The organism is Microbacterium meiriae (genome assembly GCF_032364335.1).
Classification (GTDB): Bacteria; Actinomycetota; Actinomycetes; order Actinomycetales; family Microbacteriaceae; genus Microbacterium; species Microbacterium meiriae.
In genome coordinates this window covers 1346528-1362742 of the sequence record NZ_CP133984.1, presented here as the reverse complement: position 1 = coordinate 1362742, position 16215 = coordinate 1346528, and the positions used below count along the sequence as shown (strand labels likewise).

At 70.7% G+C, this 16215-nt stretch carries 14 protein-coding genes; 5 read left to right on the top strand and 9 right to left on the bottom strand.

What is annotated here, in order from left to right:
• Positions 1–39: 39 nt before the first annotated feature.
• Positions 40–1524: a sensor histidine kinase gene (locus RI211_RS06445; protein ID WP_187663738.1), complete on the bottom strand. Its 1485-nt coding sequence runs from the start codon at positions 1522–1524 to the stop codon at positions 40–42.
• 24 nt (positions 1525–1548) lie between these two features.
• The gene (locus RI211_RS06440) at positions 1549–1935 is read right to left on the bottom strand and encodes an Rv3235 family protein (protein ID WP_187663737.1); all 387 of its coding nucleotides are present in this window, start codon (positions 1933–1935) and stop codon (positions 1549–1551) included.
• A gap of 185 nt (positions 1936–2120) precedes the next feature.
• On the opposite strand from RI211_RS06440, the gene RI211_RS06435 reads away from it, so the two are divergent.
• A complete protein-coding gene (locus tag RI211_RS06435; protein ID WP_187664133.1) occupies positions 2121–2735 on the top strand; it encodes a hypothetical protein in 615 nt (204 codons plus the stop codon).
• 3 nt (positions 2736–2738) lie between these two features.
• Here the strand turns inward: RI211_RS06435 and RI211_RS06430 are convergent, their stop codons facing one another.
• Positions 2739–3017 (bottom strand): helix-turn-helix domain-containing protein, encoded by a 279-nt coding sequence (locus tag RI211_RS06430; protein ID WP_259955251.1) that lies wholly within the window; start codon positions 3015–3017, stop codon positions 2739–2741.
• A gap of 98 nt (positions 3018–3115) precedes the next feature.
• Here RI211_RS06430 and RI211_RS06425 point away from each other — a divergent pair, with 98 nt between their 5' ends.
• Together RI211_RS06425 and RI211_RS06420 are read left to right on the top strand one after the other, a co-directional pair.
• A complete protein-coding gene (locus RI211_RS06425) occupies positions 3116–3736 on the top strand; it encodes an SAF domain-containing protein (RefSeq protein WP_315637102.1) in 621 nt (206 codons plus the stop codon).
• Positions 3733–5013, top strand: coding sequence for a CpaE/TadZ family protein (locus tag RI211_RS06420; RefSeq protein WP_315637103.1), 1281 nt, complete (start codon positions 3733–3735; stop codon positions 5011–5013). Before RI211_RS06425 ends, RI211_RS06420 begins: the two co-directional genes overlap by 4 nt.
• Here the strand turns inward: RI211_RS06420 and RI211_RS06415 are convergent.
• Positions 4904–6130, bottom strand: a complete 1227-nt coding sequence (locus RI211_RS06415) for a pyridoxal phosphate-dependent aminotransferase (protein WP_315637104.1) — start codon at positions 6128–6130, stop codon at positions 4904–4906. The two genes, RI211_RS06420 and RI211_RS06415, sit on opposite strands and share 110 nt — an antisense overlap.
• Positions 6131–6197: 67 nt before the next feature.
• Positions 6198–9002, bottom strand: a complete 2805-nt coding sequence (gene secA / locus RI211_RS06410) for a preprotein translocase subunit SecA (RefSeq protein ID WP_187663732.1) — start codon at positions 9000–9002, stop codon at positions 6198–6200.
• A gap of 190 nt (positions 9003–9192) precedes the next feature.
• Between secA and RI211_RS06405 the strand changes: the two genes are divergently transcribed.
• Complete coding sequence (locus tag RI211_RS06405; RefSeq protein ID WP_315637105.1) at positions 9193–9825, top strand: PadR family transcriptional regulator; 633 nt, start codon at positions 9193–9195, stop codon at positions 9823–9825.
• Between the two features lie 72 nt (positions 9826–9897).
• On the top strand, positions 9898–11223 hold the full coding sequence (locus RI211_RS06400) for a coiled-coil domain-containing protein (RefSeq protein WP_315637106.1): 1326 nt from the start codon (positions 9898–9900) through the stop codon (positions 11221–11223).
• A 64-nt stretch (positions 11224–11287) separates the two neighbouring features.
• Here the strand turns inward: RI211_RS06400 and hpf are convergent, their stop codons facing one another.
• The 4 genes from hpf to mtrB form a co-directional block, all read right to left on the bottom strand.
• A complete protein-coding gene (gene hpf / locus RI211_RS06395; RefSeq protein WP_025103048.1) occupies positions 11288–11944 on the bottom strand; it encodes a ribosome hibernation-promoting factor, HPF/YfiA family in 657 nt (218 codons plus the stop codon).
• 131 nt (positions 11945–12075) lie between these two features.
• Entirely contained in the window at positions 12076–12723 is a 648-nt protein-coding gene (locus RI211_RS06390) for a ComF family protein (protein ID WP_315637107.1), read from the bottom strand.
• 91 nt (positions 12724–12814) lie between these two features.
• Positions 12815–14533: an LpqB family beta-propeller domain-containing protein gene (locus RI211_RS06385; RefSeq protein ID WP_315637108.1), complete on the bottom strand. Its 1719-nt coding sequence runs from the start codon at positions 14531–14533 to the stop codon at positions 12815–12817.
• On the bottom strand, positions 14530–16209 hold the full coding sequence (gene mtrB, locus RI211_RS06380) for an MtrAB system histidine kinase MtrB (RefSeq protein ID WP_187663727.1): 1680 nt from the start codon (positions 16207–16209) through the stop codon (positions 14530–14532). Before mtrB ends, RI211_RS06385 begins: the two co-directional genes overlap by 4 nt.
• Between the last annotated feature and the right edge of the window lie 6 nt (positions 16210–16215).

The following is a 16215-nucleotide window of genomic DNA, read 5'->3' as shown; positions in this document are numbered from 1 at the left end:
ACACCGTCTCAGGCCGCTTCTGCGTGTTCCGACGGGGCGTCAGCGCTCGAGCCAGCGCAGCGGGATGTCGATGACCACCTCGGTCCCCTCACCCTCGCTCCCCCGCCAGTCGATCGTGCCGCCGAGCTCGCCCTGGATCAGCGTGCGGATGATCTGCGTGCCGAGGCCCTGACCGATCCGGCCCTCCGGGAGCCCGTGGCCGGTATCGCGAACCGTCACCCGGAGGTTGTCCTCGGTGCGCTTCGCGTCGATCGTGACGACGCCCTCCTGCCCGGCGAGGCCATGCTCCACCGCGTTCGTGACCACCTCCGTCAGGGCGAGGGCGAGCGGCGTGGCGTATTCGCTCGGGAGCACGCCGAAGTGTCCCGTCGACTGCGTGCGGGCCCGCGTGTTGGGAGCCGACGCCACCTCGGCGACGAGCTTGAGGACACGATGGAAGACCTCGTCGAAGTCGACCTTCTGCGTGAGGCCCTGAGCGAGGGTGTCGTGGACGACCGCGATCGCATCGACGCGGCGCATGGCCTGCGTGAGAGCATCCCGCGCCTCGTCGGAGTGCGTGCGTCGCGCCTGGATCCGGAGCAGGGACGCCACCGTCTGCAGATTGTTCTTGACCCGGTGGTGGATCTCGCGGATCGTCGCGTCCTTGGTGATGAGCTCCTGCTCCTGGTGGCGCAGCTCCGAGACGTCGCGGCAGAGCACGATCGCCCCGATGCGGGTGCCGTGATCCTTCAGGGGGATGGCACGGAGGGAGACCGTCACCCCCCGCGCCTCGATGTCGGTCCGCCAGGGCGCCCGCCCCGTGACCACCACGGGCAGCGACTCGTCCACCTGGCGGGACGGCGGTACGAGCCGGGTGGTCACCTCGGCCAGGGACTCGCCCTCCAGCTCGTCGTCGAAGCCCATCCGATTGAACGCGGACAGGGCGTTGGGGCTGGCGAAGGTCGTGATGCCGTCCACGTCGATCCGGATGAGACCGTCCGATGCCCGAGGCGCACCGCGGCGCGGCGATGTCGGCGCTGCAGGGTCGGGGAAGCTGCCGTCCGCGATCATGCGGAACAGGTCGTTGGCACACTCGTCGAAGGTGATCTGCTGACGCGACGGCGTGCGGACCTCCCCGAGGTTGGTGTGCCGCGTCACCACCCCGATCACGCGCGGAGCCTTGTCCTCGCCGCGCCGCTCGATCACGATCGGGACCGCGCGCACCCTGGTCGGTGTCTCCTCGAACCAGTCGGGCGAGGACGAGTCGACGATCTCCGCCGACTCGAAAGCGCCGTGCACCTGCGTGCGCCACTGCGGGCGCACCCGCTCCCCGACGATGTCCCGGTAGAAGAGCGTCGCCGCACCGCTCGGTCGCGCGTGAGCGACGGCGACGAACGAGCCGTCGTCCGTCTGGATCCACAGGACGATATCGGCGGAGGCGAGGTCCGCGAGGAGCTGTCCGTCACCGGCGAGCCGGTGCAGCCACTCCACGTCGTCGTCGGTCAGAAGGCCCTGGGCCTGGGCGAGATCACTGAGGGTTGACACCTCACCAGCCTAGGCTCCCCGGCCTCAGAGGATGGCGAGCGACGTCGCGCGCCACCGTCGGTCCAGCCCCTCGAGTCGGATGGCCACGGCACGGGTGCGCCCCGGGCCCGCGACCACGACGACCGCCTCGACGATGCCGTCCCGCGGGTGCGTCACCCGCACCGTCCGGATGACGAAGGTGGGTCGGGTCGGCGCGACACCGCGAGCACTGCGCGCGCGGGCGGCGAGGTTGGCCCTGGTGACGACGCTGCGGTACGCCTCCTCGCTGAACCAGCGGGCGAGCTGATCCACCTCCCGCACTCCGGCGAGGGCCTCGAGCGCCCCCTGGGTGAGGCTCCGCACGAGGAGCACGGGGTCCGGAAGCTCATCGGCCGGAGTGGGCTGCGGTCCGAAGTACTCGGCCAGCATCATCTCGATCTCCCCTCGGAGGCGTCGGCGAGCCGTCAGTAGAACACGTTCCCGGTACGGCACGGTCGGCGCAGGAGGAGGTCTGTGGACAACCCGTAGATTCCGCGCTTCGGGCGAGGGCCGGGGCGACCGTCCGCGCGGATGTGGATAACTCGGACGACACGATGTCCGCCCCTACGCTCGGTCGGGTGCACTGGGATTCCCTCTTCGACGACCTGGAAGGACAGCTCGCCGCGGAGTGGGAGGCGGAACGCGCCGCCCGCGACGCCGAGTCCGAGCGACTCCGCATCGCTCGACTCGACCTGCGCGCTCGATTGCGCCATCTGTGCGCCGCGAACATCGAAGCGACACTCCACCTCGTCGACGGGGCTCACCTGCCCGTCGGCCTGCGGTCCCTGGGCGTGGACTGGCTCGCCGCCGTCTCGCGCGTGCCCCAGGGCGCGCGCGTGCCGAGCTCCATGCTGCTGATCCCGATGACATCCGTGCTCGGACTCACGCTCGACCACGGATCGATGCTGGGCAGCCTCGCCGACGACACGAACGGTGGAGCGACCACGCTCCGCGAACGGATGACCTTGGGGTTCGCCCTCCGCGACCTCGCGCGTCGCCGTCTTCCGGTGCAGCTCCGCCTCCTCGTCGGCGACGATCTCCACGGGACCATCGATCGCGCCGCCGCCGACCACCTCGATCTCGCCGAGCACGACAGCGGCGCCACCCGCCGGGCCGACGCGGTACGGGGCTTCCGGATCGTGCCGTACGCCGCCCTCGCCGCGATCCGCGTGCAGGGAGCTCCGACTCTCTGACGATCAGGGACGCCGGGACGCGGCGGGTCCCCACAGCTCGGGGAAGCTCGCGGCCTGCGACTGCCGCCACAGGGCCATCCGCCGCGCCTCCTCCACCTGCGCGGCCAGGTACTCCTCGATGCTCGACTCCTCGATGCGCCAGCGCGCGGGCGCACCGAGGGGGGCGCCGCGAAGGTCTCCGGCATGGACGAGCGCGATCACCTCGTCCACATCGATGCTCAGCAGCTCTGCCACCTGCGCAGGCGCGAGGAAACGGGGGGTGTGCGGGTGCGGGGGTGTCATGCCCTCATTCTGGGCGCGCAGGGCGGAGGAGGTGCGGGGTGGCGAGAGCTTGTGGATAACTCGACGGCCCTGGTGGCCGCTTCTGTGACCATATCGCCATGGCCCCGCTCTCCCGTTCCCCTCGTCGCTTCCGCGGAGATGCCCGCTTCGCGGTGGGCATCGTGCTCGTCCTGGCGTCGATGGCCGGCGTCTGGTTCGTGCTCACCTCATCCGATCAGGCGACGCCGGTGCTTCAGGCGCAGCGCACGATCGTCCGCGGAGAAGTCCTCCGCGCCTCCGACTTCGCGACCGTCGATGTGGCGCTGGGGGCCGTGTCCGACGAGTACCTCCGGCCAGGCCAGCTCGACACGGGCCAGGTCGCGGCCCGGACGCTGTCGGAGGGCGAGCTGGTGCCCAGGACGGCGACGACGACGGCAGTGGACAGCCGCACGACGACGGTCGTCGTCGCGAGCAGCGTGGGCCTTCCCGAAGACGTGGAGGCCGGAACCGAGGTCGAGATCTGGCAGGCGCCCCTGCGCGAGGACGGGCGTTCCTATGACGAGCCCCGCATCCTCGTCGGAGACGTCGTCGTGCGTACCGTCCTCGAGCGGGAGGGGCTCCTGGCGGACACCACCGCGGAGCTGGAGATCGTGATCGACCGGAGCGATGTCGCGGCGGTGCTCGCCGCGGTCACCGGCGGTGCGGCACTCTCCGTGGTCCCGGTCGGGGCAGGGTCGTGAGCGTCGTCCTCATCGCGGTGGCCGCGCCGCGGGCCGACGAGCTGGTCGCCGAGCTGGAGTGGGAGGGCGTCTCGGCCGCCAGCATCCCCTCCGCCTCCGCGGCGATGATCACATCTCGTCTGCATCCGGAGGTGGAGGCCGTCGTCGTTCCCGCGAGCAGGGCTGTGCTGACCACCGACCTGCTGTCCACGTGCGACCGCGCCGGCATCCGCGTCCTCACACTCGGAGGCGCGGACGGTCGCGCCGCGATACGGATGGGCCTCGCCCCTCCCCTGCGCGCGGATGCAGCGGGGTGGGAGATCGCGTCGGCACTGTCCGCCGACCTTCAGCCCGTCGCCCCGGATCCGTCGGCTCCGTCCCGGGTCATCGCCGTCTGGGGTCCGCACGGGGCGCCGGGGCGGTCGACGGTCGCCGTCCAGCTCGCCGTGGAGCTGGCGCGCCGCGGACGCCGGACGGCGCTGGTCGATGCGGACACCGTGGCCCCCGCTCTCGCGCTGCTCCTCGGGATGGACGATGACGCCCCAGGCCTCGCCGCCGCCTGCCGTCGCGCCGAGGCCGGCGCGCTGGATCCGGCGGAACTGACCCGCCTCTCCACCCGCCTCGCAGCCGGAGGTGCCGAGGTCGATGTGCTGGCCGGGCTCAACCGCCCCAACCGCTGGCCGGAACTGTCCGATGCGCGAGTCCGGGCGACGCTCTCCCTCTGCCGGACATGGACGGAGGAGACCGTCGTGGACGTCGCGGCCGCCGTCGACGCGGACGAGGAGGCGACCTACGACGTGGTCGGCCCGCGGCGGCACGCGGCGACCGTCGCAGCGCTGAGCGAGGCGGACCGGGTCGTGGCGGTGGCGGCAGCGGATCCGTTGGGGATCAGCCGATTCCTCCGCGACCACGCCGAGCTCCGGCGCCTCGTGGGCCAGACGCCGGTGACGGTGGTCGTGAACCAGGTCCGACCCGGCCCCCTCGGCCTCGATGCCCGGAGTCAGATCCGTCGCACGTTGGAGCGGTTCGCCGGGCTCACCGACATCGTCTTCCTTCCCCTGGATCGGCGCGCCGTCGACGCGGCTCTCCTCCATGCCCGGCCGATCTCGGACGTCGCGCCGCGGTCGGCGCTCGTCGCTGCCATCCGTCGGCTCGCGGCCGGTCTCGAGCCGTCCGCCCCTCCGGCGACTACTGGCGGTAGCTCGACAGGAAGTTCCCGAGGCGCTCGACGGCTTCGCTCAGCACTCGCGGCTCTGGCAGGGTCACGAGCCGCAGGTGATCAGGCGTCGGCCAGTTGAACCCGGTGCCCTGCACGAGGAGGATGTGCTCCGAGACGAGCAGGTCGTAGACGAGCTTGGCGTCGTCACGGATCTCGTGCACGTCCGGGTCCAGTCGGGGGAACGCGTAGAGAGCGCCCTGGGGCTTCACGCAGGAGACGCCGGGAATGGCCTCCAACCCTTCCCAGGCGATGTCGCGCTGCTCGTGAAGACGCCCCGTCGGGGCGATGAGGGCGTCGATCGACTGGACTCCGGACAGCGCCGCCTGCACGGCATGCTGGGCAGGGACGTTCGGGCAGAGCCGGGTCGACGCCAGCAGGGTGATCCCCTCGATGAACCCCTTGGCATGGTCCTGGGGACCCGTGACGACCATCCACCCGGAGCGGTAGCCGGCGACGCGGTAGGTCTTGGACAGTCCGTTGAAGGTGAGGCAGAGCAGATCAGGGGCGAGAGTCGCCGTCGGGATGTGCACCGCGTCGTCGAAGAGGATCCGGTCGTAGATCTCGTCGGAGAGGATAAGGAGCTGGTGCTCCCGCGCGATCTGCACGAGTCCCTCCAGCACCTGCCGCGAGTAGACCACGCCGGTGGGGTTGTTCGGGTTGATGATCACGAGCGCTTTGGTGCGCGGGGTGATCTTCGACCGGATGTCCTCGAGGTCGGGCTGCCAGTCGTCGTCCTCGTCGCAGAGGTAGTGCACGGGGGTGCCGCCGGCGAGGCTCGTCATGGCCGTCCAGAGCGGGTAGTCGGGGGCGGGGATGAGGACCTCGTCCCCCTCGTCCAGCAGCGCCTGCATGGTCATGGTGATCAGCTCGGAGACGCCGTTGCCGAGGTAGACGTCGTCCGGATCGAAACGGGGGAACCCGTCGATCTCCTCGTACCGGCTCACGACGGCGCGGCGAGCCGAGATGATGCCCTTGCTGTCGCTGTAGCCGTGGGCCGTGGGGAGCGCGGCGAGCATGTCGTGCACGATCTGATGCGGGGCGTCGAACCCGAAGATCGCCGGATTGCCGGTGTTCAGCTTGAGGATCCGGTGGCCCTCTGCCTCCAGTCGCGCCGCCTCGACGAGGGCGTTTCCGCGGATCTCGTACAGGACGTTCTTGAGCTTCGACGACTGGTCGAAGGTGCGCGATGGTGTCATCGATCAAGCCTACAGGGACGAAAGGAGGGCCAATCCGCACGGACTGGCCCTCCTTCTCACCCGGGGGCTACTTCTTCTTCTTGCTCTGCGCGCGGCGCTGCTCGCGGTTGCCCGCGGCCGGGGCGCTCTGCTCCGTGCGCTGCCCGAAGGCCCCGCGCGGAGCCTCCTCGGGCTCGGCCGCCTGCGGTGCCTGAGCGCGCGCGGCGGCCTGACGCATCCGGTCGGTCGCGGCCTGCTGCACCTGGCCCCGGTCGTTGCGGACCTCGACCTCTCCGGCGTCGTTGGCGGCCGAGTACTCCAGCCGCTGCTCTCCGCCGTCGTTGGCGAGGCCCTTCGCCTCGACCTCCGCGGTCTCGGCGTCGCCCGCGCGACGGACCTCGACCTCGAGGTTGTAGAGGTAGCCGACCGACTCCTCCTTGATCTGGCCCATCATCGACTGGAACATCGCGTAGCCCTCGCGCTGGTACTCGATGAGCGGGTCACGCTGCGCCATCGCCCGCAGGCCGATGCCGTCCTTGAGGTAGTCCATCTCGTACAGGTGGTCGCGCCAGCGGCGGTCGAGCACCTGCAGGACCACGCGACGCTCGAGCTCGCGGGTCGCGGCCTCGCCGAGCGACTCCTCGCGCTTCTCATACGCGATCTTCGCGTCCGAGAGCAGCTCGCGCGTGAGACCCTCGGCGGTGATGCCACCCTTGCGGCCTGCGGCCTCGGAGACGACCTCGTCGATCGTGACGCTCACCGGGTAGAGCGTCTTCAGCTCGGTCCAGAGGGCGTCGAAGTCCCAGCTCTCGTTGTGTCCCTCGCCGGTGTGGTCGCGCACGACGCCGCTGATCGCGTCCTCGATGAAGTGCTGCACCCGGTCGGCGATGTCGTCGCCCTGGAGGATCTGTCGACGGTCGGCGTAGATCGCCTCACGCTGACGGTTGAGGACGTCGTCGTACTTGAGGACGTTCTTGCGCATCTCGGCGTTGCGGGCCTCGACCTGCGACTGCGCGCTGCGGATCGCGCGGGACACGAGGCCCGACTCGATCGGCACATCGTCCGGGAAGTTCGTGCGGGCCAGGATCGCCTCGGCGGCACCCGACTGGAACAGACGCATGAGGTCGTCGGTGAGGCTCAGGTAGAAGCGGCTCTCGCCCGGGTCGCCCTGACGGCCGGAACGACCGCGCAGCTGGTTGTCGATGCGGCGCGATTCGTGGCGCTCGGTGCCGAGCACATAGAGGCCACCGGCCTCGATGACCTTCTCGGCCTCCTCCTCGACGACCTTCTTCATCGCCTCGTAGGTCTCGTCCCAGGCGACCTCGTACTCCTCCGGCGTCTCCACCGGGTCGAGCCCCTTCGCCTTCAGCTCCTGCACCGCGAGGAACTCGGCGTTACCACCGAGCATGATGTCCGTGCCTCGACCGGCCATGTTCGTCGCGACCGTCACGGCACCGAGCCGACCGGCGCGGGCGACGATCTCCGCCTCGCGCGCGTGGTTCTTCGCGTTGAGGACCTCGTGCTTGACGCCCTTCTTCGCGAGCAGCCGCGACAGGTATTCGCTCTTCTCGACGCTGGTGGTGCCCACGAGCACGGGCTGACCACTCGCGTGGCGCTCCGCGATGTCCTCGACGACCTGCGCGAACTTCGCCGCCTCGTTCTTGTACACGAGATCCGGCTGGTCCTTGCGGATCATCGGCCTGTTCGTGGGGATCGGGATGACGCCGAGCTTGTACGTCGACATGAACTCGGCGGCCTCGGTCTCGGCCGTACCGGTCATGCCGGCGAGCTTGTCGTAGAGGCGGAAGTAGTTCTGCAGCGTGACGGTGGCGAGGGTCTGGTTCTCGGCCTTGACCGGCACGCCCTCCTTCGCCTCGATCGCCTGGTGGATGCCCTCGTTGTAGCGGCGGCCGACGAGGATACGGCCGGTGTGCTCGTCGACGATCATGACCTCGTCGTTCATGACGACGTAGTCGGTGTCCTTCTTGAAGAGCGCGAGCGCCTTGATGGAGTTGTTCAGGAACGAGATCAGCGGCGTGTTTGCCGACTCGTAGAGGTTGTCGATGCCGAGGTAGTCCTCGACCTTCTCGATGCCGGGCTCCAGGACGCCGACGGTGCGCTTCTTCTCGTCGACCTCGTAGTCCTCGCCGGCGACGAGCGTGCGCGCGATCTTGGCGAACTCGGCGAACCAGCGGTTCGCCTCACCGGACGACGGCCCGGAGATGATCAGAGGCGTGCGCGCCTCGTCGATGAGGATGGAGTCCACCTCGTCGACGATCGCGAAGAAGTGCTCGCGCTGGACGAGGTCCTCCTTGCGCCAGGCCATGTTGTCGCGGAGGTAGTCGAAGCCGAACTCGTTGTTCGTCCCGTAGGTGATGTCGGCGGCGTACTGCTCCCGGCGCACGGCGGGCGTCTGCCCGGACACGATGATGCCCGTCGTCATGCCGAGCGCGCGGTAGACACGACCCATGAGCTCCGCCTGGTAGCTCGCGAGGAAGTCGTTCACGGTGATGACGTGCACGCCCTCGCCCGCGATCGCGTTCAGGTAGGCGGGGAAGGTCGCGACGAGGGTCTTGCCCTCACCGGTCTTCATCTCCGCGATGTTGCCGAGGTGCAGGGCCGCGCCACCCATGATCTGCACGTCGTACGCGCGCATGCCGAGCGTTCGCTTCGCGGCTTCGCGCACCGCGGCGAACGCCTCCGGCATGAGCTGGTCGAGCGTCTCGCCCTTCTCGTACCGGGCGCGCAGCTCGGCGGTCTCGTTGCGCAGCTCATCGTCCGTGAGCTGGGAGATGTCCTCCTCGAGGGCGTTCACCGCCTTCACCACCTGGTTCAGACGGCGGATGATCCGCCCCTCACCTGCACGCAGCAGCTTCTCAAGAGGATTCGCCACGGATGTCATCTCCCTGTCATTGGGTCATTCGCCGGTCGTCGCGAGGCGAGCGACAGGCATGCTTTGCCATGTTACCGGGCTGTGACCTCCACGTCGCCTGCAAGGGCGGCCGCCGCGCCGCGTCAGAGAAATTGCCGGGTATGCATATACTCGGCACTGCTTTCCATCCACCACCCTCGGGAGACCGGCCATGTCCGTACGCCAGAGCCTGCTCGCCATCCTCGATCAGGGCCCCTGTTACGGCTACCAGCTGCGCCACGAGTTCGACCGCCGGACCGGGTCGACCTGGCCCCTCAACGTCGGCCAGATCTACAACACCCTGGAGCGACTCGAGCGCGACGGCCTCGTCCAGCGCGGGGAGGCCGACGACCACGGCCATGTCTACTGGCACATCACCGCAGCGGGCTCGGCCGAGGCGGCGCGCTGGCTCGCCGCCCCGGTGCTCCGCGCGCCGGCGACGCGCGAGGAGCTCGCCGTGAAACTCGCGGTCGCCGCCACGCTGCCCGGAGTGGATGCCGCGACCATCCTCCGCAGCCAGCGGGACGCCTCGCAGCAGCGGCTGGACGAGCTGCGCCGCACGCCCTCCCCCGGGCTCGCGGCGGGCAGCCCCGAGGACCTCGCGTGGTCGCTCGTCCTCGACTCCCTCATCTGCGCGGCGGAAGCCGAGCTCCGCTGGCTCGATCAGGCGGAGGCCCGGCTCGCGCAGCACCCGCACCCCGAGATGGCGCTGGAACTGACCACCGAACGGCCCAAGAGGGGACGTCCGGCGAAGGCGACGCCGTTGGCCGTCGGCGACGAGGACGCCGTCGCGGTGCCCGCCTGAGCTCCGCGGCGGGCCGTTCGCCTGAAGCGGATGCTCAGCCCGCGCGGGTGCCGGGGAAACTAGGATCAGCACATGGCTGGATTTTGGGGTAGACGCAAACGCGAACAGGAAGAACTCGCCGCGCAGGACGCGGACCTCGCCCGACGCGCGGAGCAGGCACTCGTCGCCGCCGACGAGCGGATCCGCACCACCTCCGACGAGCTCGTCTTCGCGGAGGCCGAGCTCGGCGAGTCCCTGACGTCCGACCTCAAGGCCGCGCTGCTGTCGGTCCGGACGCACCTGCGGGAGGCGTTCCAGCTCCACCAGCTCAACCACGACGAGATCCCGGACACCGACGAGGAGCTGCGCACCCGCAACGCGCGCATCCTGCAGCTCTGCGAATGGGCCCAGGACCTGCTCGACGAGAAGACCACCGTGCTCGCGGAGTCGGTCGCGAAGGTGCGGCGAGCGCCCGAGATCATCGCACAGGTACGCGCCGACGCCGAGGCCCTGAGTGCCCGTATCCCGCAGACGGACGAGACCGTGTCCCGGCTGTCCGCCCGCTACGCCGACTCCGCCATGCATCAGATCACCGCGAGCGCCGCCGAGGCGGAGCAGCTGATCCGCTTCGCCACCCACAGCGCCGACATCTCGGAGCGCCGGCGTGCCGCGAAGCAGAACGAGGAGGCGAACCTCGCGCTGGAGACGGCCACCGAGGCGACGCGCCGCGCCGGCGCCCTGCTCGATGCCGTCGAGGACTTCGAGATCGAGGCGCTGCGCGCCGAGTCGACGCTGGCCGAGGTCATCGCCGACTCCCGCAACGACCTCATCGCCGCGCGGACAGCTCCTTCCACGCCCGCCGTGGCAGAAGCCGTCGCGCGGCTGCAGGCGGCTCTGGCCGCGCTCACCCCCTCCGGGCAGCCCAACGACCCGTTCGCCGAGCTCTCCCAACTGCGCGAAGCGAACGCGGGCCTCGACCACGCCATCGCCACGGCGCGACACCGCGCCGAGAACCCCCTGCCGTCCATCGCGCAGGTGCAGCACGCGATGGATGACGCCGACCGGCAGCTGGGCGTCGCTCGCGGCCTCATCGCCGGCCACCGCGGATGGATCGGCGCCGATGCCCGTACCCGTCTCGCCGAGGCCGAGCGTCTCCGCGTCGATCTCCCGGGACTCCTGCCCGCCGAGGAGACGCGCGAGGCGGCCCTCACCCAAGCACGTCGCGTCGCGTACCTCGCCGCGGAGGCGCTCCAGCTCGCGCAGCGCGACATCGACTCGTCCCGCCCGCAGGATCAGGACTGGGGCGGCGGCTGGGGCGGCGGCCCGCGCCGCGGTGGCGGCATGGGCGGCGGCGACATCGCCTCCGGCCTCCTCGGGGGCCTCGTCATCGGCAGCCTCCTGGACGGCATCTTCGACTGACGCCTGCCGAGCTTCACACGAGAACGGCCCGATCCCCGCAGGGATCGGGCCGTTCTCGGTCCTGTCAGGAGGCGAGCGCCTCGGCGGGCGGAGCCTGCGTGCTGAGGGCGATGACACCGTAGTCCCAGCCCTTGCGGCGGTAGACCACGCTCGGGTGGTCGGTGCGCGCGTCGACGAAGAGGAAGAAGTCGTGCCCGACGAGCTCCATCCGGTCGACGGCCTCCTCCACCGTCATCCACTCCGCCTCGAAGCTCTTCGTGCGGATGACGACCGGGGAGTAGTCCTCCTCCTCCTCGCTCTGCACGGGGATGCTCCCCGTCGCCACGGCGTGCAGCACCTCGGCGGAGGCGGGTTGCACGTCGATGCCCTCGAGCGAGCCGCTGCCCTTCTCGAAGTGCGGGCCTCGCGGATGCTGTCGTCCGTCGACGCGCTTCTCCTTCGCGCGGCGCAGCTGCTCGGTCATCTTGTCGATCGCGAGGTCGAGCGCCACGAACTTGTCGCCGTCGACGGCTTCGGCACGGACCACGGGGCCCTTCCCGACCAGCGTCAACTCGACCGTCTCGTCCGGGATCCGACCGTTGCGGTAGACCCGGTGCGTGACCTTCACGTCCAGGCGTTGCGCCTTGGCGGCGAGTGTCTGGATCTTGGCGATCTTCTCTTCGACGACGGTGCGGAAGCGATCGGTGATGCCCACTCCGACGCCCACGATGCTCGTTTCCATTGCTGCCTCCTTGTCCCGGTCCACCCGGCCAAGGGCGGACCGTGGTCGCCTTGTGACACCCCACCGTAGTCCGACCCGCGGCCGATGTCACGGCCCGACGCCCTGTGTCTCCGGTGAGTCTGCAATGAACCTCATCCGGATCCGGACGACATCGGCGTGGCGGCGAGCGCGACGACCCCGGCGACGACGAATCCGGCGGCGACGAGGGCGCGGCTGGCCTCGTCGAGCGTGGCCCCCGTGGTCACGACGTCGTCCACCACGATCGCGGGTGCACCGAGCCCTCGTCGGCGTGCGCGCATCGCGTCCCGGAGATTGTCGGCCCTCGCGACGGCAGACAGCTCGCGCTGGTCCCGCACCTGACGGGTGAGAGCGAGGACGCGCTGCGGCTCCGCACCGGCGGACCGGACGAGGAGCTCAGGGACGCGGTAGCCGCGCCGACGGAAGGCTGCCCGCGAGGTAGGGACGGGGATCACCCAGACTCCCGGTCCGACCGCGGGGAGGAGGACGGCGGAGAGGGCGGCGCCCAGCGGTCGTCCCAACGCGGTCTGCCCCGCTCCTTTCAGACGCCGGATGCAGGAAGCGGCCGGACCGTCCAGGTCGAGGGCGGCGCGGACCCGCAACCCGCCCGGGGTCCGCACGTCGCGCGGCCTCGGAGTGAGCGCGACCCGGCAGCTGTCGCAGAGCACGATGCCGGGCCGGTCGCATCCGGCACAACTCGCCGCGAGCAGCAGCCCCCCGGTCTCCGCGGCGAGCGCGCCCACCCGTGTCCTGAACCCCATGCCGAGATCCTGCCGTCAGGCGCGTGCTCCTGAGAGCCATCCCCTTGGGGCGGGACTCGATCGGCGCCGAGGCCGTTCCGTGCAGGATAGGTCATTCGCCGGTTCGTGTGGCCAGGACGGAGACGCTTTCCGCCACCTCCCGCCACGCCGATCCCGCGTGCGCGAACAGCTGCCCCGAGGTGTCCAGGATGCGCACACCCGCCGGAGTGCGGGCACCGGCGATTGACGCCGCATTGCTGGGTGCACTCTCGGCCGAGCCCGGTCCGCCGACCGGCTGCACGATCAGACGGGGCGTCGTGGAGTCGGTGAGCACGGCCAGCCGATCGGGCCCCAGCCAGACGAGCCCCGTCGACGGCTCGGTGAGCTGGAGCAGCTGTCGCACCTCACCGAGCTCTGTGGGCACACCGGCGCCGTCCCGGACGACCGCCGCGACGACCACCCAGAGCTGGCCGCCGACCCGGACGACAGCCGCGAGCCTGGCGCCGTCGGCGGCGACCCGCAGATCGGAGATGGACGAGGCGTTCGGCCACGCGCCGGCGACCTCATGTCCGACGACGTCCGGGCCGACCGCGAGCAGCGCCTGCGGGGCTGACGCGGGCACCGACCACACGTAGCCGTAGGGGTCGAGGGACGGCTGCACGAGGCCGGGCCGGGCATCCAGCTCGTTGCGTCCGTCCTCGGTGGCGAGGTACACGTGGCCGTCGTCGAGCTGCAGCGCTGCGGTCGCGTCGTCCGCGGCCACGTCGATCGCCTCGATCGGCTGCGTGACCGCCTGGATCTGCGCGCTGATCCCGGGGATCGACGCGATCTCGTCACCGACGATGCGACCGAACCTGCCGTCCTTCAGCACGAGCGTCCCCGGCTCCGACGGGGTGCTGATGACATCGACGACCCCCGCGTCGAGCGCGCGGCCGTCGACGCTGAAACGCACCTGCGTGACGTTCACGCCCGCGGCCTTCAGCGTGGCCTGCAGCTGGGTGCGCATCCGGGCCAGCGTGGTCCCGTCCAGGCTCGCCGCGGGCCGGGTCAGCGCCACCTCGGCCGCCTGCCCCGTGATGAGCACGGCGTCCTGTGCCAGTTGGACGTCGGCGGGGAACGCCGTCTGCACGGCCGGATCGAGCCACTCCGCCGGAGTGCCGCTGACGAGGGCCTGCGTCACGGTCGTCGCCGGGCTCTGGCGTCGCGGGAACCACCGCATATCCGGGACGAGTCGGGACCAGCGCGCGTCGAACCATTGCAACGAGTACCCCTCGAACACGTTCGGGAACCGGCTCTGGTCGATCACCACGCCGTCGGGCGCCTCGGTGATCCGCCACTCGCCGTCCTCCCCCCTCGCGAGCGCGAACGGCACGCTCGAGTCGCCGGGGGCACCGCTGTACGCCCCGGAGTCGTCCACGCTGGCGACCAGCTCGAGGAGGACCTGCACCTCGGCCTCCTCAGCGTCCTCCACCTGGTCGTCGGGGACGTTCGAGCTGAGGGTGCGGGCCTCGGGACCGGCGTCGATGGAGACCCCCGCCGATGGTCGCCAGCTGCGCTGCAGAGAAGGCGCCAGGAACTCCCGAGCCGTCGCCCAGTTGTCCGATGTCGTGATGCCGGCTTCGAGGAACCCCTCGACGATCTCCTCGGGGCCCGCCCCCGCGACGGGACCGGAAGCCACGGGGAGCACGTCGACGTCGTCCGGGGACTCCCCCAGCTGGAGACCGACCGCGACGTCGCCGCTCGTCGGCAGGCCGGCGCACGCGGGAAGCAGCAGTGCGACCAGCGCCAGTGCGGCGCCACGGACGAATCGGCTCCTCGCGCGCGGGCTCATGACTGGTCCTTCCCGTCGAGCAGATCGGAATAGGTCTCGGCGATCGAGATCGGCTGCGTCGCGTCGCCGAGTTCTGTGAGGGGCTCCTGCGGCTCCACCGGGATCGGGCTCGGGCCGTCCAGCACCCGGTCGTGGCGGGGAATGGTCAGCACGAAGTGCGAGCCCACCCCCAGCTCCGACCACACGGCGAGGGTGCCGCCGTGCAGGGTGGCGTCGCCGAGGGCGATCGACAGGCCGAGCCCCGTGCCCCCGATGGTGCGCTGCCGCGACGGGTCGGCGCGCCAGAAGCGATCGAACACGCGTTCCGCGTCTCCGGGGTCCATCCCGAGCCCGAAGTCGCGCACGCCCGCGGCCACCGCGTGCTGGTTGCTGTCGACCGTGACGACGACCGGACGCCCTTCTCCGTGCTCGATCGCGTTGCCGATCAGGTTCCGCAGCACGCGCCGCACACGACGCGGGTCCATATCCACCGGCGAGTAGCCGCCGGGCGCCACCAAGCGGATCTCCGTGCCATGCCCTTCCGCAAGAGGTCGCATCTGCTCGATGATGTCCTCTGCGAGTTGGGCGAGACTCGTCGCCTCCAGCTCGAGCTGCACGGACCCCGCGTCGTACCGACTGATCTCCAACAGGTCGGCCAGCAGCGTGTCGAACCGCTGCACCTGCGCGTGCAGGAGCTCGGCGGTGCGGGCGGTCGTGGGGTCGAACTCGTCGCGCTGGTCGTTGAGCATGTCGGCGGCGAGGCGGATTGTCGTCAGCGGGGTCCTGAGCTCGTGCGAGACGTCGGACACGAAGCGCTGCTGCACCATGGAGAGCTCGCCGAGCTCCTTGATCTGCGCCTCGATGCTGTCGGCCATGGCATTGAAGGAGCGCCCCAGCGTCGCGAGCTCGTCCTCGCCGTGCACCTCCAGCCGCACGCCGAGATCGCCCGCCGCGAGCCGCGCACTCGTCTCGGCCGCCTGGACGATCGGGGTGGACACGGTCCGCAGCACGATCCAGGAGATGGCCGCGACGATGGCGACCAGCCCGATGCCGGCGATCCAGAGGGTGCGCTGCACGAACACGAGGGTCTGGTCGGCGTCGGCGAGGTCGTAGGCGAAGTAGATCTCGAAGGTCCCGGCCTGCGGCACCTGGAGCTGCTGCCCCACGACGATGCCCGGCACGACGCCGCCGTCCTCCGTGGGCAGGGCGACGGACTGCCAGGCCTGCCGGTCGTCGAACTCGCGGACCCTGGCCTGCAGCTCGGGGCTCAGCAGATCCGGCGTGAGCCCGGCGGTGAAGCCGTTGAGCCGGACCGTCCCCGAGCCGTCCTGGATCTTGAAGCCGGCGAGCAGGTCGGCGCTCGACGTGCGCGAGAGGGTGTCGGGGATGCCGTTCCACAGATCGGTGAGCGCGGCGGGGTCATCGCCCACCTCCGCCACGTCCAGGAGGGACTGCGCCTGGTCCACCGCGCGCCGTGCGTCCTCCAGGGCCACATTCTTCCGCGACACGAAGAGGTCGTTCTGGATGACCAGCGCCATCGTGACGCACGTGATGAGGATCGCCAGCGACGTGGCGACGAGGGTGATCGCGAGGGTGCGGAACCGGAGCGAGCGCCGCCACAGCGCCGCCAGCACGTCCGGCCAGCCGCGCCAGTCGCGGAGGACGGCGACGGCCGTGGTCGCAGTCGTCGCGGCCATGGGGTC

What these genes read in the sequence shown, in the direction of transcription:
- RI211_RS06385 (WP_315637108.1), bottom strand. Translation starts at nt 14,533, where the DNA reads ATGAGCCCGCGCGCGAGGAGCCGATTCGTCCGTGGCGCCGCACTGGCG.
- hpf (WP_025103048.1), bottom strand. Translation starts at nt 11,944, where the DNA reads ATGGAAACGAGCATCGTGGGCGTCGGAGTGGGCATCACCGATCGCTTC.
- RI211_RS06425 (WP_315637102.1), top strand. Translation starts at nt 3,116, where the DNA reads ATGGCCCCGCTCTCCCGTTCCCCTCGTCGCTTCCGCGGAGATGCCCGC.
- RI211_RS06390 (WP_315637107.1), bottom strand. Translation starts at nt 12,723, where the DNA reads ATGGGGTTCAGGACACGGGTGGGCGCGCTCGCCGCGGAGACCGGGGGG.
- RI211_RS06440 (WP_187663737.1), bottom strand. Translation starts at nt 1,935, where the DNA reads ATGATGCTGGCCGAGTACTTCGGACCGCAGCCCACTCCGGCCGATGAG.
- RI211_RS06405 (WP_315637105.1), top strand. Translation starts at nt 9,193, where the DNA reads ATGTCCGTACGCCAGAGCCTGCTCGCCATCCTCGATCAGGGCCCCTGT.
- RI211_RS06430 (WP_259955251.1), bottom strand. Translation starts at nt 3,017, where the DNA reads ATGACACCCCCGCACCCGCACACCCCCCGTTTCCTCGCGCCTGCGCAG.
- mtrB (WP_187663727.1), bottom strand. Translation starts at nt 16,209, where the DNA reads ATGGCCGCGACGACTGCGACCACGGCCGTCGCCGTCCTCCGCGACTGG.
- RI211_RS06400 (WP_315637106.1), top strand. Translation starts at nt 9,898, where the DNA reads ATGGCTGGATTTTGGGGTAGACGCAAACGCGAACAGGAAGAACTCGCC.
- RI211_RS06415 (WP_315637104.1), bottom strand. Translation starts at nt 6,130, where the DNA reads ATGACACCATCGCGCACCTTCGACCAGTCGTCGAAGCTCAAGAACGTC.